Consider the following 21,550-nt stretch of genomic DNA (forward strand, 5'->3'; position numbering starts at 1 on the left):
CAAACGGTTCGGGGCGCCATCCCTTAGCCGGATGGCGCCCCGTCCCCTCCGTTAGCTCAGTATTTGATGCGTGCTTCAATGCCGACCGTGCGCGGATTGATCACGTTACGGCGATAGTACCGCAGTCGCACACCATCATTTAGGCCGACGCGTGAGCGGTCGTTCGAGACCGACGCCACGGCGTATGTATTGAACACGTTGTTGGCAAACAACGAGACCGAGTATTTGTCCGTTTCATAAGCGAACGATGTACGGTGCAGAACAAAGCCCGGCAGCTTGTCGCCAAACGCGCGGTCCCAACCAAGGCGGGTCACAACATCGCCGCGATAGGTGCCCGTCCAGTCAAAGACCAAGTTCCCGTCAGCAACTGGCGTGGTGTAGGTTACACCCAGGCTTCCACTGTTCCGGGTTGAACCAGGCAGGCGATCTCCCTTCAAAGCGCTCAACTGTATCGGACTGCTCGGGTAAGTGCCAGCAGGGCTGTTAACCGCGATGATGCCTGGCACATCCTCGGTCAGCCGAGCGTTGTTATAGGAATATGTGCCCTGGATCGAAAGCCCGTCGACAGGGCGCATCTGGAACGAAGCTTCCACGCCTTCCGACTTCGCCTTGCCGCCGTTCACCGTGATGCCAACGATACCATTGATCGTGGCCGAGGAGACTTGGATACCCTCCCAGTCAATCGTGTAGGCGTTGAGGTTCAGCGTCAATTTGCGATCAAACAATTGCGCACGAACACCAACTTCAAGGTTCTTAGTCGTGTCTGGACCAAACGACACTTCGTTTGGCAGGGCGCACACGTTCTGGAACGGAGGTGGCTTAAGCGGCAATACGCAAGGTGCCACGGTGTTCGGGCCGCCAATTCGATATCCTTTGCTGTATGTTGCATAGAGCATGATATCCGGCGTGAAGTTATAGGATGTGTTGAACTTCCAAACCCAACCGGAGTTTTTGTCGGCTCCACCCGCGGCCGGCAGATCATAGGGGCTTATGGGGTCGCCCAGCAATGGAGTCACTGCCCGGCCAGCGACGTCTATATCGTAGTTATAGTAACGGGCACCTGCGGTAACCTGCCATTCGGGAACGATCCTGAACGTGCCTTCGCCAAACACGGCCTTTTCGATCACCTTCGACCGGTTGAAGGATGCGTATTCGACTTCGTCGGGGTTCGTCGTGATGTCGACAAAAGGATGGTTCGGCAAGATTTCGCGATAATCGCGCTGGCTCTTCAACTCGTTGTAAAACCCGCCCAATACCCAGTTAAATGGCCCACCATGGCGCGAAACGAAGCGTATTTCCTGGTTGAACTGCTTTTGCGTCGATTGGCTTTCGTTGAAGCTCGAAAACGCGGGGAACAGTTCGTAATCATAGTCAAGGTCAAGCAACAGGTCGGTGTTGTCGCCTTGCGCGTCTCTGCGCACATCAGTGTAGGCCGTCGTGGCGACCAGATCGGCGATGCCTCCAAGATTGGCGTTGATTTCCATGCTGCCGAGGTGTGCACGGCGAGAAACCGGTTCGATAAAGCGCGAAGCGCTTTCATAACGGCCGGTGCCCAGCACACCGTTGCTGTTGTACTGTCCGCCGTCTGTCTTGGTTTCCTGATAGGCGTAAGTGAAGTTTACCTTCAGGTCTTCGCTGAACTGGACCAGCAACTGGTTGCGGCTGGAAAGCGTCTTTTCGAAGTTGAGATCATTGCGACGGGTCAGGTTGGCTGCATAAGCAGCGTCGGTTACACTAACCGAGCCGCTCGGTTGCGGCAGCGAAACGCCCGGTTCCTGCAATAGCAGCGTGTAATCGATAAAGCCCGGATCGAAGTAATAGCCGGTAGAGGTGCGGAACGCCACGTGATCCTTGATGATCGGGATCGAGATCACGCCATCTGCCTGAATGCCGACATCGCCGCTTTGGCTCTTGCCATAGAAGCGGCCATGCACTTCCATCTCGACAGCATCAAGGTTCGGACGATTGGGAATATTGCGGATCGCGCCGGCCAGCGTGCCAAGGCCATAAAGCGTGCCTTGTGGGCCAAGCAGCACTTCCACACGTGCAATGTCGAGCAACTTGAAATCGTAATACAGCGGCACTTCGCCAAGATAAACGCCCAAAGCGTTATCATAAGATGCACCGCCCGCGGTTGAGTCCGAAGCGTTCAGGCCGCGCAGCACGATCGAGCCGGTTGATCCAGGGCCAGTGTCGACAATAGTCAGGCCCGGCGTGAAGTCCCCGATATCGCGCACGTCATCCAGCCGCTGGCGATTGATCTGTTCGGTGCCAACCGCGCTGATGTTGATCGGCACGTCTTGCAGCGAAGTGGCGCGGCGGGTGGCGGTCACCACAATCTCGCCTGCGTTGCCATCATCTACCGCTTGCGGGGCCGTGTCTTGCGCGAAAGCCGGAGCAGCGCTCACACCCATCAGCATGGTTGCGCTCAGCAGCGTGTTTCGAAACAGTTTCATAGTCACTCCGACTCCCTTGAATGGTGAGCCTGTCGTTAAGTGACATCCTTCCCTGTGGTGCTCTAACCCTTGGCTGTTCAGCCGGGCTGGCACCTTGTCAGCCAGAATATTCCAGTCCCGCCAACGCTGGTGGCGTGGCGCATCATCTGACACTGCCGGTGGTCAGTGTCGTTGCCGTGAACCCGGAAAAGGTCGAAGAGCGAAAGCCTGCGGCCAGGTTGAATAACGTCGACCAAAACCGGCGAAGTATCCCCTGGAAATTCACTCGTGCAGGCCAGTTTTCGATCCACGAACCCTCACTGTAAAGTCTTGCTTAGTCCCTCATTCGCCGCATCGGTGGCGATGTGCTTTACGGTATGGATATTACACATTGCGTCAAGCGTAATAATTTCGCACCTGCTCACCAGAGGGTAAAAGTCATGTTGCACTGCAAAATTGGCGGAAACGCTAAGGTTTCGTAACGCGGTGGGATAGTGCGGGCAGGGGTCAGGTGTCTCACCGGGGGCTGCAAGGGATCAGAACTCTTGGGTCAATACGCCGATTTGCGAACATGGATTGTTTCGGCCAGAATTTACGCCGGTGTTGCTGGCGATATCGGCGCTGCTGCGCGCGAAAGCCCCGTAAAGATGCATCTTCTGTCCGATGCCATGCGCTGCGCTTTGCCTGAAACCCGACCTTCATGGGTATTACTTTTTTTATCCGTGGTAATAATTTTGATAGACAAGGGCGGTGCGTATGGTGATGCTGCAATGCGAAAGGGGATCGAATCATGATCAAGCTTGTTGGCAAATTCGGCACCGCAGTGCTGATGGCTGGAGCACTCATGCTGGCGGGCTGTTCGGCCTCACCAAGTCCTCAGGCCGAACCCAAGACAGAGTTCAATATCGGCTGGTCGATCTACGCCGGCTGGATGCCATGGCCTTATGCACAGCAGGCCGGGATCGTGAAAAAGTGGTCCGACAAATACGACATCAAGATCAATCTGGTGCAGGTCAATGATTACGTTGAATCGGTCAACCAGTATACCGCGGGCAAGTTCGATGGCGTCACCGTCACCAACATGGATGCGCTGACAATCCCTGCTGCTGGCGGCAAAGATACCAGCGCTATCATCGTCGGCGATTACTCGAATGGCAATGACGGCATCTTGCTGAAAGGCGCAAACTCGCTGGCAGCGATCAAGGGCAAACAGACCTATCTGGTCGAACTTTCAGTATCGCATTATCTGCTGGCGCGCGGGCTTGAATCGGTCGGCCTCAAATCAACCGACGTACCCACCGTCAACACCTCCGATGCTGATATCGTCGCCGCTTTTGGTGCCCCCGATGTCAGCGCCGCCGTCGCATGGAACCCGCAGCTTTCGGTGATGAAAGGGCAGGCGGGCGTCACGCAAGTGTTCAGCTCCGCCGATATTCCGGGCGAAATCCTCGATCTCATGGTCGTCGATACCGCCACACTCAAAGCCAATCCCAACCTGGGCAAAGCGCTGGCGGGCATCTGGTATGAAACCGTCGCGTTGATGCAGCAGCAAGACGCCAAGGGAGCAGAGGCGCGCGCGGCTATGGCCAAGCTTTCCGGCGCAACGCCCGAAATGTTCGACAGCCAGCTCAAAACGACGTTCCTCTACGCCGACCCCAAGGCTGCCGTTGCCGCCACCAACGCCCCCGAACTCGTCACCAAGATGACGCTCGTGCGCGATTTCAGCTTCTCGAAGGGCCTGTTCAAAGGCGCGGCATCGGCTGATGCGGTGGGGATCGGCTTCCCCGGTGGCAAAACACTGGGCGATCCCGCCCGCGTCACCCTGCGCTTCGACGATAGCTTCATGAAGCTCGCCGCCGATGGCAAACTCTGATCCGCGCAAGCCCACTGGCTTAGCTTAAGGTACGAACACAATCATGCGTTGGGTCAACCGTCACGTGCGCCGGAACAACAGCATTCTTCTGGGTGCTGTGCCGATCCTGCTGCTGGTGCTGCTCTACCTGTTCTTGGCGGCACAGCGCCATGCCGCAAACCCCATGGACAAGATCCTGCCGCTGCCCAACAGCATGGCGCAAGGCATGGCCACGCTCATGTTCCAGGCCGATCAGCTCAGCGGTCAGTTCGTGTTCTGGGTCGATACCATGGCCAGCCTGCAACGGCTCGGCCTCGGCCTCGGCATCGCCACGTTCACCGCGCTGGTGGTCGGCCTCGTGCTCGGCGTTCTGCCTCCGGTGCGCGCCACCTTCGGCCCGCTTGTCACCGGCATCGCTGTCATCCCGCCCATCGCATTGCTGCCAATCCTGTTCATCGCGCTGGGCCTTGGGGAAACCGCCAAAGTCGCGCTCATCGTGATCGGCATTGCGCCCGTCATGGTGCGCGATATCGCCGCCCACGTGGCCGCCTTGCCCACCGAACAGATCATCAAGGCGCAAACGCTCGGCGCCAGTTCGTGGCAGATCATGATCCGCGTTGCCCTGCCGCAAGCCATGCCCCGCCTCATCCAGACAGTGCGCCTCTCGCTCGGCCCGGCATGGGTGTTCCTGATCTCGGCCGAAGCGATCGCTTCGGACATCGGCCTTGGCTACCGCATCTTCCTCGTCCGCCGCTATCTCTCGATGGACGTGATCATCCCCTACGTCGCGTGGATCGCGCTGCTCGCCATCATCATGGACGTCGCGCTCGCCAAACTTAGCAAACGCGCGTTCCCTTGGGCCCATGGAGCAAACCATTGAGCGCCATTCCCGCACCCATCCTCAGCTTGCAAAACGTCTGGGTCGAATATGGCGACAAGGTCGTTCTCGAAAAGGTCGATCTCGATATCGAGGCAGGCTCCTTCGTTTCGATCATCGGCCCCTCGGGCGCAGGCAAAAGTAGCCTGCTGCGCATCATCCTCGGCCAGGAACGCCCCACACGCGGCTCCATCATGCTCGATGGAGCGCCGCTCGCCCCCGAATGCGGTCCCGATCGCGGCGTGGTGTTCCAGCGCTATTCGGTGTTCCCGCACTTGTCCGCGCTGGGCAATGTGATGTTCGGCCTCGAATGCCAACAAGCGCCGCTCACCGCCCGCCTGTTCGGCTCCGCCCGCCGCGCCGCCATCGCAGAAGCCACGCAGATGCTCACAGCCGTCGGCCTCGGCGATTCCCTGCACCAATTTCCCGCGCAGCTATCGGGCGGCATGCAACAGCGCCTCGCCATCGCGCAGGCCCTGATCAAGCGCCCGCGCATCCTCCTGCTCGATGAACCCTTCGGCGCGCTCGATCCCGGCATCCGCGCCGATATGCACCTGCTGATCAAGCAATTGTGGCGCGATTATGCGCTCACGATCATCATAGTCACCCACGATATCCGCGAGGCGTTCAGCCTCGGCACCCGCGTCCTCGCGCTCGATAAACGCCGCCACGATCCCCACGCCCCGCACCGCTTCGGTGCCACGGCGGTCTACGATCTGACCCTGCGCAAAGATGCAGAACCCGAACCCAGCGAAGAGAGGGCCTGACGTGAGTACCGAACCCGCAAGCCTTGCCCGGCTCTCGATGAGCCTTCCGGGCGAACTGTTCCGCCAGCTCGATAACATGGTCGAAGAGCGCGGCCTGCCATCGCGTTCGCAATTGATCGCCGAATTGATCCGCCACGCGCTGGCCGAACACGAAGCCTATACCCGCCCCGAAGAGATGCTCGCCGGCACGGTCACCATCGTCTATCGCGGGGATCGCGGCCGCGTACGCCACCAGCTCGCCCAGACGCAGGCCGAATACCTCAAAGAGGTGATCTCCTCGCAGCACGTCTTTCTGGAAGATGATCAGTCGCTCGAAGTCCTGCTGGTCCAAGGCCCCGCCGTCCGCCTGAAGGCCCTGTGCGATGCGCTGCGCCGGGTGCGTGGCGTGCACCAGCTCCAGCTCGTCACCACCACCGCCCTGCTGCCGCCGCTTTATGAGCCGGACGCAGGCGATCTTAACGAAGGAGCCGCCGCATGAGCGCACCTCTCGCCGATCCTCTTGCCGCCCGCGATCATGCGCGCTCTATGGCAGGCACCGTGGTCGAAGCCATGCCGGTCCTGCCGCCCGTTGCCGCCGATCTGCCCGAAGGCACAGCGCCCGCCGATCTGGTGTGGGAAGAGACCATTGCCGCAGGCGGCTATGCCACCCGCCGCCTTTCGCGCGGCTCGCGCCTCCGCCTGATCGATCTCAAAGGCGATGCCTGCGCCTCGCTGCTCGTGTTCAACGCCGAAATGCCCACCGAACGCCTCAACGTGGCTGACACGGTGAAGGTCCAGTGGAACGCCTATCTCGGTCAGGGCAAGCTGCTCCTGTCCGATATGGGCCGCGTCATGATGAGCATGATCGAAGACACCGCAGCCACGCATGATGCCTTCTGCGGCACCTCGAATGCTGCAACCAATGCTGCAAAATATGGCGATGGCAGCAACAGCGGGGCTTATCCCAACGGGCGTGACCGCTTCCTGCTGGGCACTGCCAAACACGGCCTCCAGCGCCGCGATGTCCACCCTTGCGTCAACCTGTTCAAAGCCGCCAAGATCGCGGAAGACGGCGCAATCGTCCCGCAAATCGGCCCCTATGCCCCCGGTCGCCAAGTCGTTCTGCGCGCCGAGATGGATGTGATCGTGGTCATCGCCAATTGCCCCCACGTGCTTGATCCGCGCGATCAGTGGACGGTCACACCCCTGCGCGCCACCGCATGGCGCGGCCCCGTCACGGCAGAAGATGATCCCATCCGCACTGCCACGCCCGAAGGCCTGCGCGCCTTCTTGAACGTCGAAGACTATTTCCGCCGCTAAGAAGGAAGCTTTCCCATGAGCGTCGATCCCCATCTCGCCGAACTTGCCGGCACTGTTGTCCACGATGTTATCGTGCCCGCCCGCGCACCTTGGCTGCACCATATCGCCGCAGGCCAAACCCTGCGCATCGTCGATCTGGAAGGCAATCAGGCCGTCGATTTCCTGCTCTATGCCACGGCAGACGATGCCGAACGCTACAGCGCGCAAGATACCGTCGCCGCACAAGCCAACCTGTTCCTGCGCAAAGGCACGGTCCTGCGATCCAACGAAGGCCGCGCGATGATGACCATCGCGGCCACCTCGGTCGATTATCACGATACCATCGGCGGCGCATGTTCGTGTGAATCCAATACCTTGCGTTATGGTCATCACACCAAGTCCGAACATGCCTGCGTCGAGAATTTCCTCGAAGCCAACCTCACCGAAGGCCGGGGCAAGCGCGATATCGTCTCGAACATCAACTTCTTCATGAACGTGCCGGTCGAACCCGATGGCGCGCTTGGCATTGTTGACGGGATTTCCGCCCCCGGCCTCACCGTCGATCTCTTTGCCGAGATGGATGTCACCGTCGTCGTCTCCAATTGCCCGCAGATCAACAACCCCTGCAACGGCTTCAATCCCACCCCCGTCCGGATGATTGTCACCGCATGAGCTTTGATACTGTCCTGATCGCGAACCGTGGCGCCATCGCCACGCGCATCATCCGCACCTTGAAGGCTATGGGCCTGCGCTCCGTTGCGGTCTATTCCGAGGCTGACACGGATTCGCTCCACGTCTCGCAAGCTGACGAAGCCGTGTGCATCGGCCCGGCCCGCGCGACCGAGAGCTATCTCAACGTCGCTGCCATCCTTGATGCCGCGCGCAAAACCGGCGCGGGCGCAATCCATCCGGGCTACGGCTTCCTTGCCGAAAACGCCGAATTTGCCGAAGCCTGTGCCGAGGCCGGAATCGTGTTCATCGGCCCCACGCCTGAAAACATGCGCACTTTCGGCCTGAAGCACAGCGCGCGCGAACTGGCCGCCGCACATGGCGTGCCGTTGGCCCCGGGCACCAACCTGCTCACCGATGAAGATGAAGCAGCAAATGCTGCACAAGCCATCGGCTACCCGATCATGCTCAAAGCCACCGCTGGCGGCGGCGGCATCGGCATGCGCGTCTGCGAAGATGAAGCTTCGGTGCGCGAAGGTTTCGCCACGGTCGCGCGTCAGGGCCTTGGCAATTTTGGCGATGCGGGCGTTTTCCTTGAACGCTACATCCGCAGCGCGCGCCACATCGAAGTGCAGGTTTTCGGCGATGGCAAAGGCAAAGTCGTGGCGCTGGGCGAACGCGATTGCTCGCTGCAACGGCGCAACCAGAAAGTCGTCGAAGAAGCGCCCGCGCCCTTGCTTCCTGCAACGGTACGCGCGGATCTGATCGCCGCTGCCATCCGCTTGGGGCAGGCCGCAAAATACCGGTCCGCAGGCACGGTCGAATTCCTCTATGATTCCGAACGGCAGGAATTCTTCTTCCTTGAAATGAACACCCGCCTTCAGGTCGAACATGGCGTGACCGAAGAGGTCACGGGCATCGATCTGGTCGAATGGATGGTGCGCGGCGGGGCAGGGGAGTTCGGCTTCCTTGATACCGCACCCACCGAACCCCGTGGTCATTCGGTGCAGGTCCGGCTCTATGCTGAAGACCCCGCGCTCGATTATCGCCCCACCTCGGGCACGCTGACCGCTGTGGATTTCCCCGCCGATATCCGAGCCGAAACATGGTGCATGGCGGGTAGCACGGTCAGCGCGTGGTATGATCCGATGCTGGCCAAGCTGATCGTCCACGCCCCCACGCGCGATCTTGCGGTTCAGGCGATGCAAACAGCGCTCGATCAATCGCGCATCGATGGCATCGAAACCAATTTGCGCTGGTTGCGTGATGTGGTCCGCAGCCACGCTTTCACCAGTGGCGAGGTTTCCACCCGCGCACTGGCCGATATTGTCTATCAGCCGCGCAGCTTCCAGATCATCAGCGGCGGCACCGCCACCACCGTGCAGGATTGGCCGGGCCGCCAGCGTCTCTGGTCCATCGGTGTCCCACCATCCGGCCCGATGGACGATCAGTCGTTCCGCCTCGGCAACCGCCTGCTCGGCAATCCGGAAGGCACGGCGGGCCTCGAAGTCACGATCACCGGCCCCACACTCACCTTCAACACCGCCACCCGCATCTGCCTGACCGGGGCGGACTTTGGCGCAACGCTCGATGGCGTTCCCCTGTCGCGGGGCGTGGCGATTGATGTTGCCGCCGGTCAAACCCTCGCGCTTGGCCGTTTGGTCGGCGGCGGTTTGCGCGGCTATATCCTGTTCGCAGGCGGGCTCGATATCGCGCCCTATCTCGGCAGCCGCAGCACCTTTGAACTGGGGCAATTCGGCGGCCACGCCGCGCGCCGTCTGCTCGCGGGCGATACGATCCACCTCGCTGGTGATAGTGCAGAAACCGCGCTGTCATCGGCGGCACTTCCCGCCTTGTCCAATGAATGGGCCTTGCGTGTCCTTTATGGTCCGCACGGCGCACCCGATTTCTTCACCGATGAAGATGTCGATACTTTCGTCGCCGCAGAATGGCAGGTCCATTACAACAGCAACCGAACCGGCGTTCGCCTGATCGGTCCCAAGCCGCAATGGGCGCGCAAGGACGGTGGCGAGGCAGGGCTGCACCCCTCCAACATCCACGATAACCCATACGCCATCGGCGCGGTCGATTTCACCGGAGATATGCCGATCATCCTTGGCCCCGATGGCCCATCGCTCGGCGGTTTCGTCTGCCCGTTCGTGGTCATCGCGGCAGACCGCTGGAAAATCGGGCAACTCGCCCCCGGTGACAAGCTGCGCTTCGTGCCCGTCAACGCGGTCGATGCCGCTATGGCCGATACCTTCCAGCGCCGCTTGCTGGAAAGTGGCGAAGGCCACGGCACCGGTCCTGCGCGGCCCATCGAAACGCTCACCCCGATCCTTGGCGAAATCCCCGAAGGCCCGCAGCGCCCGCGCACGGTCTATCGCCAGCAGGGGGATCGCAATATCCTCGTCGAATACGGCCCGATCGTGCTCGACATCGAATTGCGCATCCGCGTCCAGGCCTTGATGACTGAACTCGAACGCCTCGCGCTGCCCGGCGTGATCGACATCGTTCCCGGCATCCGCTCGCTGCAATTCCACTTCGATGGCGTGACGATGACGCAAAGCGCGGCGCTCGCCACCTTGATTGCCGCTGAAGAACGGCTGGGCGATCTTGAAGATTTCACCACCCCCTCGCGCATCGTCCACCTGCCGCTAAGCTGGCGCGATCCGGCCACCATCGAAACCATCGAAAAGTACATGGGCGCAGTGCGCGATGATGCGCCGTGGTGCCCCGATAACATCGAATTCATCCGCCGCATCAATGGCCTTCCTGATGCAGCGGCGGTCGAAAACCTGATCTTCGAAGCCAACTACCTCGTCCTCGGCCTCGGCGATGTTTACCTTGGCGCACCGGTTGCCACCCCGGTCGATCCGCGCCACCGCCTCGTCACCACCAAATACAACCCCGCACGCACATGGACGCCACCCAATGTCGTCGGCATCGGCGGTGCCTACATGTGCATCTATGGCATGGAAGGCCCCGGCGGTTACCAGCTGTTCGGCCGCACGCTTCAGGTCTGGAACACCTATCGCCAGACCGACGCCTTCATCGAAGGCAAGCCGTGGCTGCTGCGCTTCTTTGATCAGATCCGCTTCTATCCGGTCAGCGCTGACGAACTTACCGAATGGCGGCGCGATTTCCCCACCGGACGCCGCTCGATCCGCATCGAACCCTCCGAATTCCGCCTCGCCGATTATCGCGCCTTTCTGGCAGACAACGCCGCGCAGATTTCCGGCTTCGAAGCCCACCGCCAAGCAGCCTTCGATGAAGAGCGCGCCGAATGGCAAAGGCGCGGCGAATTTGATCGCACCGATGCGGTTGAGGCCGAAGTGTTGGATGCCGGTGCGGTTGTCGTGCCCGACGGCGCAGACATGGTCGAAGCACCCTTCGGCGGCAGCGTCTGGAAGATGCTCGTCGGCGTCGGCGACGAAGTTCTGGCAGGGGAAACCATCGCCATCATCGAGGCAATGAAAATGGAATGCCGGGTTGAAAGTCCGGGGGCAGGGACGGTGTCTGCGCTCTACGCGCAAGAGCGCCAGGCTGTGCAGCCCGGAACACCGATTTTGGCATTGACGAGGCACACATGACCACATTTAGCCGCCAAAAAGCCACCATTATCTCGGAAGCTGTAAATAGCGGAAAAAGCAGCGCAATTACCGTCGCTGAAGACGTAATCGCGCGCCTTTCCGCTTATGATGCCATCCAGCCGCAAATCTGGATCAGCCGCGCCTCCGATGCCGATCTGCGCGCCGCAGCCCGCGCGATTGATGCCCGCGTGGCCGCTGGCGAAGTCCTGCCGCTGGCGGGCGTGCCCTTTGCGGTGAAGGACAATATCGACGTCCAAGGCTTTGAAACTACGGCAGGATGTCCCGCCTTCGCCTACCGTCCGGAAGCCTCCGCCACGGTCGTTGAACGCTTGCTCGCCGCGGGCGCGCTGTGCGTCGGCAAAACCAACCTAGATCAGTTCGCCACCGGCCTCAACGGCACCCGCAGCCCCCACGGAGCCCCGCGCAACGCCTACAATCTGGCCTACGTCAGCGGCGGCTCCAGCTCGGGCTCGGCCTCTGCCACCGCCGCCGGTCTTGTCGCCTTCGCACTGGGCACCGACACCGCCGGATCAGGCCGCGTTCCCGCTGCATTTCAACACCTTATCGGCTTCAAACCGACCAAGGGCAGGTGGAGCAACACCGGCCTCGTCCCCGCCTGCCGCACCCTCGATTGCATCACCGTCTTCACCGACGACACCGCCGATGCGCGCCTGATCGACGGTGTCGTCGCAGGCTATGATGCGTGCGATGCCTATTCCAAACCGCTGTCCGACCGCGCCATCGAACGCAAGACCATCGGCGTCCCGCGCCGCAATCAGCGCGTGTTTTTCGGCGATCTGGAATCCGAGTATCTCTTTGATCGTGCAATAGAAAAGCTCGGCCAACTCTACAATGTGGTAGAGATCGACTACGCCCCCCTGCAAGAAGCCGCCCAGCTTCTCTACAGCGGTCCGTGGGTGGCAGAACGCACCGCCGCGATGGCATCCATCCTCGCCAGCAATCCCGAAGCCGTCGATCCCACCGTGCGCGAGATCGTCGAGGTGGGTTTCGGGACCAGCGCCGTGGACCTGTTCAACGGCATCTACCGCCTCGCAGAGTTAAAGCGCCATGCCGACAACCTGTGGCAAACCATTGATATAATAGTATTTCCGACTGTCGGAACAACCTACCGCGTGGCCGAACTCCAGGCAGCCCCCATCGCGCTTAACAGCGCCTTCGGGTTCTACACCAACTTCGTCAATCTGTTGGATATGGCCGCTTTGGCCGTACCCGCCGGCACCCGCACCAACGCCACCGGCTTCGGCATAACCCTGATCGGCCCTGCCGACACCGACCGCGCCCTGCTCGATGCAGCAGACGCCTATCTCGCCGTGGCTGATACTCCATCCCCACCCCCGCTCGATCTGGAGGGCAAATTGCAGACTGTGAAACTGGCCGTTGTCGGCGCTCACCTCAAAGACATGCCGCTCCACTGGCAGCTCACCTCGCGTGACGCCACGTTCGTCGGCGCATTCGAAACCGCCCCGAATTACAGGCTTTACGCCATCGCCGACAGCGTCCCGCCCAAGCCCGCGCTGGTCTATAGTGCAGAAGGCGCGGCCATTGCGCTGGAGGTCTATGAACTCAGCATTGAAGCATTCGGCAGCTTCGTCGTCGAAGTCCCGCCGCCGCTGGCAATCGGCACTGTCACCTTGGCGGATGGCACGAGCGTCAAGGGCTTCGTCGCCGAACCGCGCGCTTTGACCGGCGCGAAGGACATCACCAGCCTTGGCGGTTGGCGTGCCTATATCGCGCAACTTGCCTGACGATTTCCCCGCCGCCTCTCCACCATCCGGACGAAAAGGGCATACGATGCAAAAGCTTAGAATTCTTGCCGCAGCACTGGCCGCCAGCATTTCATCGCTCCCCTCTGTCGCACTGGCGCATAAAGAGCAGGTGCTCGAAGCCCCCGGTTCCGCCGATTTTCTGGTGGTCGAAGGCGATAGCGTGTGGGTCACCAACATAGGGCGGGTAGAGCGCTGGTCACGCCAAGGCAAACTCGCCGAAGTCGCTATGACCCGCCCGTGCGGAGCCATGGCGATCACCGCCGGCAGCCTGTGGGTAGCCGATTGCAAGGAAAGCGCGCTCGTCCGCATCGATACGGCAACCTCACGGAAAATCGCGACAATCTCCACAGGCATTGCCAATCCCAAGGGCGAATTGAACGTCGTTGCCGGAGCAGGCTCGGTCTGGGTCGCCAGTGACCAGAAGGGCGTCGTGTCACGCATTGATCCGGCCACCAACAAAGTGATCGCGAAGATCAAGGTCAGCCTTGGTACGCATTATCTGGCTTTCGGCTTTGACTCAGTCTGGGCCGTCAGCAGCGAAAGCAAGACGATCCAGCGCATTGATCCAACTACCAATATGGTCGTCAAAACCACGGAGCTGGGCAAAGAGCCCGGCTTCACCGCCGTAGGTGTGGGGGGAGTATGGGTTCAGGAACAAGGCGATGGCACTGTGGCGCGGGTCGATCCTGCATCCGGCGAGGTGACCGGCCGGGTCAAAGTGGGCGAAGTGCTCAAGTGGGGTGATATCGACACCGGCGCTGGCCTAGTCTGGTTGCGGACCACCGAAGCGCAAACTTTTGTCGCGATTGATCCGGTCAGCATGACAGTCGTCAGCCGTTTGGGCAAAGCCGAGGGTAGTGGTGCGCTGCGCTACACCCCTTCAGGCATTTGGACATCTGCCCATGATGTAAAGACGATCACATGGTGGCCGGAACCGGTCTTGGCGCACGGCATGTGACCCGTCCGCGGCCCGCCAGATATGCGGGCCGCGGCAGGTCTGTTTTGGATCAGCGGGCCGAAGCGAGGCGGATGGCAGAGGCGCTACCAGCCTTGGCAAGGCGCGTTTCGATCTGCGCGCGGACATCGGCAGACACGGCGGCCCGGCATTCTTGTGCCTTGGCTTCAACCGAGAGGTGCAAACCCGATACGCGATCGCCGCAAACGGCGCGCGCTGCCTGATCGACCCGAATAGCGAGGCGTTGCTGGCCATCGGCCGTGGACAGATCAAGGCCCTGAAGGTTCAGGATTGCTTTGTCTTGTGCGAAAGGATTGGTGTTCGCGGTTGCGGCAGTAGCCGATGTTGCGAATGCGAAAGTGGCAAGCGCCACGAAAGCAGTTTTCAAGGTCATCTCCTGCGTAGAACGATTACGGCTCTACGGCCGCTGCGCCTTATATAGCCGCAGACGTTGAAACCTTCAATAAATTAGCTGAAATCAGAACTTTATTACTCTGACTTGGGCTAGTTATTACTTCACGCGGACGACCAGCATGGCAAGATCGGCATGGCCCATCATCCCAACCGGCAGTTTCGCCTCCTTTTTAGCGCCGTCCACAGCCACGGAAATTGTTCGCGCATAGGGTGCAGACAAGCGACGCACGGCTTCGACCGGCATGCGGACCCGCCAATGCCGACCGCCATAAGTCTTCACCGTTTGACCATTGATGGTCACCGGCGAATCAACTGCGCTTCTGCTGCCAGTGATGGCAAGACAGCTTTGTGCGCCGCATTCAACCAGCCGTGTTTGGGGTGCGTTTGTTGCGAGGGCGGGGGTGCCGCTGGCAAGGGCTATCGTTAGCGCCAGTGCGCGAAGTGTGGCCCGGCCCATCATGCTGCTGCCGATCCGCTTGGTGCTTCGGCACGGGCACGTGCAGCTTTCCACTTGGCGATTAGTGGCTGGAACGGAAAGGCCGTTTGTTCCCAGATTGTCAGCCGCTTCCGCTCGTCCTGGCCGACCAATACGCCTTCGCCTTCGCGATAGGTGCCGAAAATCCGGTCGAGCAGGATCAGCGAATTGCCATAGTTGCAGCGCGTCGCCTCATAATCGGTCGAGTGGTGCAGGCTGTGGTGGCGGATCGTGGTGAAGAAGAACGAATACCAGATCGGCGGATTGGACTTCACGTTAGCGTGAGCGAAGGTCGAAATCACATTAAGTGTATTGAGCCCGGCGAACAGCGCAGTCTTATCAAAATCGAACAAAGCCAACACGCTAAGGCTGATCAAGAACAATTCAATCGGATTGCCAACTGCGCCTTTGGCTGCGTTCAACTGGGTCAGGTGATGATGCGGCGCATGGGTCAGCCAGAACGGCGTCCAGTTGTGCATCAGCCGGTGCATCCAGTACTGCCCGAACTCCAGGATCACGATGACCATCGCCACTTGCGCCAGCCAAGGCACGGCTGCCATCCACTTGGTGCTGATGCCAAGCACGGCCTTTGCCGCGAGCAGGGGATCTTCGGCCAACGTCTGCGTTAGCCAGGCGATAACCGTGGAACTCAGCACGACGTAAAACAGGTCGGTGAAGAACTCTTGCCGGTTCATCCGCCAGCCAGCGTGCCGCTCGTGGACGAACTCCAGCAGCAGGACGACGACCACGATCAGGGAAGAGGTAAACAAAAGCGTCCAATTGCCGTCTACCAAAACTTTGCGCGCATAAGCCCAGAACACCAGCACCGCCGCAATCATTGCTGGCGGGAGCAGGTTGAAGACTTTGGACTTTAGACTCGTCGGCATGCGCAGGCTCCGTTCTTGTCCGGAAGTCTGGGTTGCAGCGCGTCATATGGGCAGGGGCAAATATGCAATGAAAGGCATAGATTTGAATTATGGCCTGCGTAAAGCCCGCACCCTGCGGAACACCTCGTCCCAGAACAACTGCGTTGCCGTATCGCGCGCCGGGTCCATCCGCGCGAGCAGGTAGATGTCATAGGATGGTTCAAATTCGGCCGTCAGCAAAGGCCAAAGCCTGCCTTTGGCCACCTCGCTTTCAGCCGCTAGCACAGGCAGAAATCCGATACCCACGCCCTGCGTGATCAAACGCCGCGCCTCGTTGATGTCCTCGGCCATCCCGCTCACTTTGCTGCCCAAACGATAGCGGCGGCGCAAATGGGTGATCAATTCGATCTCGTCTTCACCGGTCAGGACGAAGCCTTCGTCCTTCAACTCGTTCAAACGGCTGATGCGATGGCCGAAATAAGGACTGCTGCGCGAGCAATAGAGCTGTTGATGTTCCACCAGTAGCGGCTCGTACATCAGGCTGCCGCGCACATTGGCGTCGTAGCTCACGCCGATTTCCACGTCGCCTTGCTCCAGCGCGTCGAGCACTTGCCGCCATGGCGAAACGCGGATCTCGATGTGAATATCGGGATTTCGCCGGTGAAAACTGGCAATTGCCTCATCAAACTCGGGCGAAACCAGCCCCGACACGATCTGGATGCGGACAAACCCTTCGACGCGCTTGGTGGCTTGTGCGATCTGGTGCGGCATCATCCGCGCCGATTCCAGCATATCTTCGCACAAGGTCATCATTGCTTTGCCCGCCGATGTCATTTCGACACCGGTGGCTGTGCGATGCAGGAGTGTTGCGCCCACGTGATCTTCCAAACGTTTGAGCGCCGCGCTTATGCTGGGCTGCTGGCGGTTCAATTGCCGCGCCGCCGCTCCAATGCCGCCCGCGCGGACGATGTCCACAAACGTGCGCATCAGGTTCCAATCGACCCTGCTGGCAAACTTCTTATCGATCAATGGCACGCGATCACTCACGCCGATGTCATCCTTGCACTGGGCCGACTCTGGTGGGGCCGTTGAATTTGCACAGATAAACTGTGCGGAAGGATGGTCATAGATCAAATCAATGAAAAACATAAAAAGGGCGCGCCTATCGCTATGACCTTGCGCGCCTATAGCTCAAACCAACATGACAAAAGCACCGGTCCTCCCCGTCGTCGATATCACCCGGCTTGGCAGCAACCGTTTGGAGGACCGGATGGCGGTCGCCCAAGAGCTTGACCGTGCCTGCGCCGGGACGGGCTTCCTTTATGTCACAGGCGCGCAATTGGACGCCGCGTTGTTTGATCGGGTGGTGGCGCGCGCCAAAGCCTATTTTGCGCTGCCGCAGGAAGCCAAGATGCAAAGCTATATCGGCCTGTCGGAAAATCACAGTGGCTACGTGCCCGTGGGGGAGGAACAGTTCGGCGAGGGCAGTGACGACCTGAAAGAGGCCTACGACGTCAACCGCGACTATCCGTTCCCGCATGGACGCAACCCGCTCTTAGGGCCGAACATGTGGCCCGAGATGCCCGGGTTCCGCGATGACGTGCAGGCGTATTATCGCCACGTTACGCAAATCGGCGGCCTGCTGTTTCGCAGCTTTGCCTTGGCGCTTGGTCTGGCAGAAGACCATTTCGATGCGCTCACCAGCCATTCGCCCAGCCAGCTTCGCCTGATCCATTACCCGCACGATGCCAGTGTCCAAGACCGGCCAGGCTTAGGATCGCACACCGATTATGAATGCTTCACATTGCTGTTTGCCACCGCGCCGGGATTGCAGATCGTGGGCAAGCAGGGCGCGTGGATCGATGTGCCGCTGATCGAGGGCACGATGATCATGAACATTGGCGACATGATGGAGATTATGTCGAACGGGCGCTATGTCGCCACCCGTCACCGCGTTAAGAAAGTACAGCAAGAGCGCTATTCCTTCGCGCTGTTCCACGCCTGCAATTACGACCACGTCGTAGCGCCTGTCGTGCAGGGTGAAGCGCCGCGTTATGCGCCGCTCCAATGCGGCGAGCATTTATACAACCAGACCGCCCAGACTTTTGCCTACCTTAAACGCCGTATCGCAAGGGGCGAACTGGTTTTGAACCAAGCCATGCCGCTCGATTCCTTTGGCCAACGCTCTGTCGCTGCCACATGACGCTCGCCGAACTGTTAACCGCGCTTGCGCCGGTCAGCCTTGATGGCTTGGCATTTCCCCGGCGTTTGCTTGGCGCATTCCGCCGCAAGAGCATCACGTTCGCCAATGGCCTGACCGACGAGACGACCATCGTCTTTTGGTTCCAGTCCAAAACCTTCACGATTGATCTGCGCCTGCCCGATGGAGCGGAGACCGCTTTGCTCGACCGTCAAGGTTGGGTAGGGGACACAAGTTGGGACGCCGCCGCGCAACAGCTTTCGTGGACAATCAACCGCAGCTATCAACCGCGCAACCAATGGCCAGAACCAGCCACGCTCAACTTCATCGGCAATAGCGTGATCGAATTTGCTCCTTCAGGCGCTTATGTCGAGGATTGGCGGCAACAGTCCACCAGTGGACCGCTGCTTGGTCTGCGTCTGCTCAGCCTGTTCGATGAATCAACAGGGCAAACCCACGCGATGGATGGCGGCCTGATCATCGCAAGTAACCACGCGGCCTATGCGCAATCGCGCCTCCCGGCAGTCGACGCCGCGTTGAACGATAGCGGCGATCTTGCCAAAGCACTGGAAGACCGACGTGTAACGGAACAAGACATCGCCAGCTATGAAGTCTCGGTCGCCAGCAACGGCGACACTGTAACCCACAGCACCCAGCCCGAACGCGTCGGCCAACCCATCCTTGCCGGAGATTTCGGGATCGAACCCGACGGATCGGTTGCGCTTGCACAAACTATCGACGGATCACCTTGCCGTCTGCGCTTCGTTGTAGACCTCAACATTCCGGACTTTGTTTTTGATAATAGTACGCCAAGCACCGCCGAGGCGCTTGTATGGGCTGAATGCGAAAAGGCCCACCTGATGCGACACGCATGGATTGCGCGCTAAGATTGAGTATCCGTTCGTCGATCGTGATCAGGAGATCAGAAAACCGCCATCAAGCGCGCGCGCCTGACCGGTCACGAATTGGCCAGCCGGTGAGGCGAGGTGGAGCACAGCACTGACGACATCCTCAGCCGCGCCCATGCCCGGCATCAGCCTGCCGGGTTCCAACGCAGGCCCACCCATTCGCGCCATATCTGTCGGTGGCTCGCCAACCGGAACAGCCCTTGGCTGAGTGGCCCAAAGACTATGATAGTCTGGACCATGAAAGGGATAACAGATGCCATTCCAGAAGCACAAGCCGGAAGAGAGTATTGGCAAGCTGCGTGAAGTTGAGATCCTGCTGGCGCAGGGTGCGGCAATTCAAGCCCGAAGATGTCCTGGCGGCGTTGACGGACTTGTTCATCTCGCGTGGCCCGTCAGCGAATATACGGTCCGACAGTCGCAGCCAGTTTACCGCAAATGCCGTTCAGAAATTGCTCGGCCAGATCGGCGTGAAGACACAAAGTCAGGTGTTGGCGCGTTCCATGATCCAGTCAGCAGTGACCTGAGGTTGCGTAATCGGAAACATATGTCCGCCGTCGATCATCTTGAGCTCAGCGCCTTTGATCGCGGCAATGGTCGGCAGGCCATGTACTGAGGGATCCAGCAGGAGATCGCCTTTCGCGAACATGATCCCGACCGGAATGGACAGTTCGCCATATCGTGCGGCAATGCCCACCATCTCTCCCCGCGCCGCCTCAACATCGCGGCAAGCCGCAACGAAGGCTTCGGGACGAAGCGTCAGCGCCGCGCCGCCCCGCGTTTCGAAATCAGCAGGGACGGGTTCGGGGCCGAAAACCTGGGCATTGGCCGCATCCGCTCCAAGGCGACCTGCTGGTGCCGCCAGCGTCCATGCCAGCACCGAGCGGGCAATTGGCGAACGCAGATCAAGCGCCTTGAAGACTTGCGGGACGGCCTCGATGGGCTGGGTGAGCGGTGCGAGCAGTGCAAGGCCGCCAATCTTGCCGGGATGGCCGAGCGCCATTGCCAAGGCAACCGCACCACCGAGCGAATGACCAACCACCAACGGCCGGTCCAGCCCAAGCTGGTCTATTAGCTCGACAATCATCGCTGCCTGCGCAGCAAGACCGCCATGACCGTCACCTCGATAGGTCGAATATCCCGATCCCGGCCGGTCGACCAAGATGAGTCGATGGTGCGGCGATAGAAGCTCACTCAAGGCATAAGTAAAGTTGCGCAACTGACCGCCAAGCCCGTGTACCAGAACGATCGGCGCTCCTTCACCAATGGCGAGGTAGTGCAACCGGCCACCCTTTACATCGGCAAATTGCCCTTCGGGCGGCACCAGTTGTTCGGCACGCTTGCGGTTCCATGCGGTGAACGCAGCCAGCCCCGCGGTTGCGGCAAGTACGGTGGCGCCACTACCCATCATGGTATCGAGAAACCCCACCATTGATTCGCCATCCTTCCCATTGTCGAGGGCATGCCTCATCTCATGCCCATACCATTTCGGCAATTTCAGATCGCGACTCTCTGCGGCATAGACGGACGTTCACGCCGCTGCTGCCGCATACATTTAACTTTTCAATGCCAGCTTTCAGTCCCTAGCAGTTCACAACCTTCCGCCTCGGATCGTCCTCAGTTCAGTCGAGCAAAGGGGCATCTTCAATGGCCGAAATGAAGACGCAAAGCTGATCAACAGCTTATCGGACTGCCACAATGTCGCTTCATGGCAAAATTGCTGGCGCCCGCGGCGTTAGACATTCTTATCAATCAGCGACCCGCCTCGCTACAGACAGTAAGTCCTCGGCGCACAGCATACCCTCAAGCAAAAGCATGGCTCACTCGCACGCGATCTCGCGGCATAAACAGCGCGCGATTATAGCTACTGCCAAAATGCAGGTTCGAACCCCACCGCTAATAGTCGTGGGACACAGGTATCCGCCGGTGGCTAATCCCATAATCATCTGCGAGCGAACGAAATTTTGGCAAGGCGGCCCGATAGGGTAATGCGTGAAAGAGTGTGACACATTGGGCGAGGGGGTATAAATGAATCACGATCAAACAAGATATATATCTTCATTCATTATCGAATTTATAAGTGATTTTATATGCTATTGCAAAAAAAGAAGGGACTTTCTGCTAATGATCTTGCAATATTATGCTTGGTCGTGTCGCGAAGCACTCATGAATTGATACATGATTTATTTGTATCTAGAAATTATGGCAATGAAGATTTTGCACTTCCAACTAAATATAGATCGCCAGTCAGCGTAAAATTCATTCACACTCGTCTGGGAATGAGTCGGGAAACAACGAGACGAAATTTAGAAGATCTCGTGCGGCGAAATTTTATTCATAAAGTAAAAGGAGGTTACATTTTTCCCGCACAGGTCGGCGAAGATGACCTCACGAAGGATGTAAGGGGTTATTTAGTTCAGAGGCTGAGCGTATTGGAAAACCACGTCAAAAAGATGCCTGAATGATTTTGTGCGCCG

General features: G+C 59.6%; 20 protein-coding genes and 1 pseudogene. 14 read left to right on the plus strand and 7 right to left on the minus strand.

Annotated elements, in window-relative coordinates; all coding sequences use genetic code 11:
- Positions 1-56 precede the first annotated feature (56 nt).
- On the minus strand, positions 57-2,456 hold the full coding sequence (locus IP81_RS11295) for a TonB-dependent receptor (RefSeq protein ID WP_054108095.1): 2,400 nt from the start codon (positions 2,454-2,456) through the stop codon (positions 57-59).
- Between the two features lie 524 nt (positions 2,457-2,980).
- Here IP81_RS11295 and IP81_RS20210 point away from each other — a divergent pair.
- Genes IP81_RS20210 through IP81_RS11340 form a run of 10 tightly spaced genes read left to right on the plus strand, consistent with a single transcriptional unit; the run spans position 2,981 to position 14,216 of the window.
- Positions 2,981-3,229 (plus strand): hypothetical protein, encoded by a 249-nt coding sequence (locus tag IP81_RS20210; protein ID WP_157573177.1) that lies wholly within the window; start codon positions 2,981-2,983, stop codon positions 3,227-3,229.
- On the plus strand, positions 3,226-4,308 hold the full coding sequence (locus IP81_RS11300; RefSeq protein WP_054108096.1) for a putative urea ABC transporter substrate-binding protein: 1,083 nt from the start codon (positions 3,226-3,228) through the stop codon (positions 4,306-4,308). The genes IP81_RS20210 and IP81_RS11300 overlap by 4 nt, the downstream gene beginning before the upstream one ends.
- A 43-nt stretch (positions 4,309-4,351) precedes the next feature.
- Complete coding sequence (locus tag IP81_RS11305; protein WP_054108097.1) at positions 4,352-5,167, plus strand: ABC transporter permease; 816 nt, start codon at positions 4,352-4,354, stop codon at positions 5,165-5,167.
- Positions 5,164-5,931, plus strand: coding sequence for an ABC transporter ATP-binding protein (locus tag IP81_RS11310; RefSeq protein ID WP_231626473.1), 768 nt, complete (start codon positions 5,164-5,166; stop codon positions 5,929-5,931). Before IP81_RS11305 ends, IP81_RS11310 begins: the two co-directional genes overlap by 4 nt.
- 37 nt (positions 5,932-5,968) lie before the next feature.
- Positions 5,969-6,409, plus strand: a complete 441-nt coding sequence (locus IP81_RS11315) for a CopG family ribbon-helix-helix protein (RefSeq protein WP_369800733.1) — start codon at positions 5,969-5,971, stop codon at positions 6,407-6,409.
- Positions 6,406-7,230 (plus strand): urea amidolyase associated protein UAAP1, encoded by an 825-nt coding sequence (locus IP81_RS11320; RefSeq protein WP_054108099.1) that lies wholly within the window; start codon positions 6,406-6,408, stop codon positions 7,228-7,230. The genes IP81_RS11315 and IP81_RS11320 overlap by 4 nt, the downstream gene beginning before the upstream one ends.
- 15 nt (positions 7,231-7,245) lie before the next feature.
- The gene (locus IP81_RS11325; protein WP_054108100.1) at positions 7,246-7,881 is read left to right on the plus strand and encodes an urea amidolyase associated protein UAAP2; all 636 of its coding nucleotides are present in this window, start codon (positions 7,246-7,248) and stop codon (positions 7,879-7,881) included.
- Positions 7,878-11,471, plus strand: a complete 3,594-nt coding sequence (uca, locus tag IP81_RS11330) for an urea carboxylase (RefSeq protein WP_054108101.1) — start codon at positions 7,878-7,880, stop codon at positions 11,469-11,471. Before IP81_RS11325 ends, uca begins: the two co-directional genes overlap by 4 nt.
- Complete coding sequence (gene atzF / locus IP81_RS11335; RefSeq protein WP_054108102.1) at positions 11,468-13,237, plus strand: allophanate hydrolase; 1,770 nt, start codon at positions 11,468-11,470, stop codon at positions 13,235-13,237. The genes uca and atzF overlap by 4 nt, the downstream gene beginning before the upstream one ends.
- Before the next feature lie 46 nt (positions 13,238-13,283).
- Positions 13,284-14,216 (plus strand): YncE family protein, encoded by a 933-nt coding sequence (locus tag IP81_RS11340; RefSeq protein ID WP_054108103.1) that lies wholly within the window; start codon positions 13,284-13,286, stop codon positions 14,214-14,216.
- Positions 14,217-14,265: 49 nt separating this feature from the next.
- Here the strand turns inward: IP81_RS11340 and IP81_RS11345 are convergent, their stop codons facing one another.
- The 4 genes from IP81_RS11345 to IP81_RS11360 all read right to left on the minus strand — a co-directional run bounded on the left by IP81_RS11345 (position 14,266) and on the right by IP81_RS11360 (position 17,015).
- Positions 14,266-14,607, minus strand: coding sequence for a UrcA family protein (locus tag IP81_RS11345; protein WP_054108104.1), 342 nt, complete (start codon positions 14,605-14,607; stop codon positions 14,266-14,268).
- A 117-nt stretch (positions 14,608-14,724) separates the two neighbouring features.
- On the minus strand, positions 14,725-15,087 hold the full coding sequence (locus IP81_RS11350) for a hypothetical protein (RefSeq protein WP_054108105.1): 363 nt from the start codon (positions 15,085-15,087) through the stop codon (positions 14,725-14,727).
- A complete protein-coding gene (locus tag IP81_RS11355) occupies positions 15,084-15,989 on the minus strand; it encodes a sterol desaturase family protein (protein ID WP_054108106.1) in 906 nt (301 codons plus the stop codon). The genes IP81_RS11350 and IP81_RS11355 overlap by 4 nt, the downstream gene beginning before the upstream one ends.
- An 87-nt stretch (positions 15,990-16,076) precedes the next feature.
- Positions 16,077-17,015: a LysR family transcriptional regulator gene (locus IP81_RS11360; RefSeq protein WP_054108133.1), complete on the minus strand. Its 939-nt coding sequence runs from the start codon at positions 17,013-17,015 to the stop codon at positions 16,077-16,079.
- 154 nt (positions 17,016-17,169) lie between these two features.
- On the opposite strand from IP81_RS11360, the gene IP81_RS11365 reads away from it, so the two are divergent.
- Complete coding sequence (locus IP81_RS11365) at positions 17,170-18,171, plus strand: isopenicillin N synthase family oxygenase (protein WP_054108107.1); 1,002 nt, start codon at positions 17,170-17,172, stop codon at positions 18,169-18,171.
- Positions 18,168-19,055 carry a hypothetical protein gene (locus IP81_RS11370; RefSeq protein ID WP_054108108.1) on the plus strand — a complete coding sequence of 296 codons (888 nt, stop codon included), beginning with the start codon at positions 18,168-18,170 and terminating at the stop codon, positions 19,053-19,055. Before IP81_RS11365 ends, IP81_RS11370 begins: the two co-directional genes overlap by 4 nt.
- A gap of 27 nt (positions 19,056-19,082) precedes the next feature.
- Here the strand turns inward: IP81_RS11370 and IP81_RS20215 are convergent, their stop codons facing one another.
- A complete protein-coding gene (locus IP81_RS20215) occupies positions 19,083-19,235 on the minus strand; it encodes a hypothetical protein (RefSeq protein ID WP_197274602.1) in 153 nt (50 codons plus the stop codon).
- Between the two features lie 170 nt (positions 19,236-19,405).
- Between IP81_RS20215 and IP81_RS19675 the strand changes: the two are divergent.
- Positions 19,406-19,552 (plus strand): annotated as a pseudogene (locus IP81_RS19675) (IS3 family transposase); the annotation flags it as partial.
- A gap of 5 nt (positions 19,553-19,557) precedes the next feature.
- On the opposite strand, the gene IP81_RS11375 reads toward IP81_RS19675, so the two are convergent.
- A complete protein-coding gene (locus IP81_RS11375; protein ID WP_231626479.1) occupies positions 19,558-20,505 on the minus strand; it encodes an alpha/beta fold hydrolase in 948 nt (315 codons plus the stop codon).
- 658 nt (positions 20,506-21,163) lie between these two features.
- On the opposite strand from IP81_RS11375, the gene IP81_RS21680 reads away from it, so the two are divergent.
- Entirely contained in the window at positions 21,164-21,538 is a 375-nt protein-coding gene (locus IP81_RS21680) for a DeoR family transcriptional regulator (protein ID WP_157573179.1), read from the plus strand.
- Positions 21,539-21,550: the final 12 nt, after the last annotated feature.

It is taken from the genome of Novosphingobium sp. AAP83 (assembly GCF_001295795.1).
Taxonomy (GTDB): Bacteria; Pseudomonadota; Alphaproteobacteria; order Sphingomonadales; family Sphingomonadaceae; genus Novosphingobium.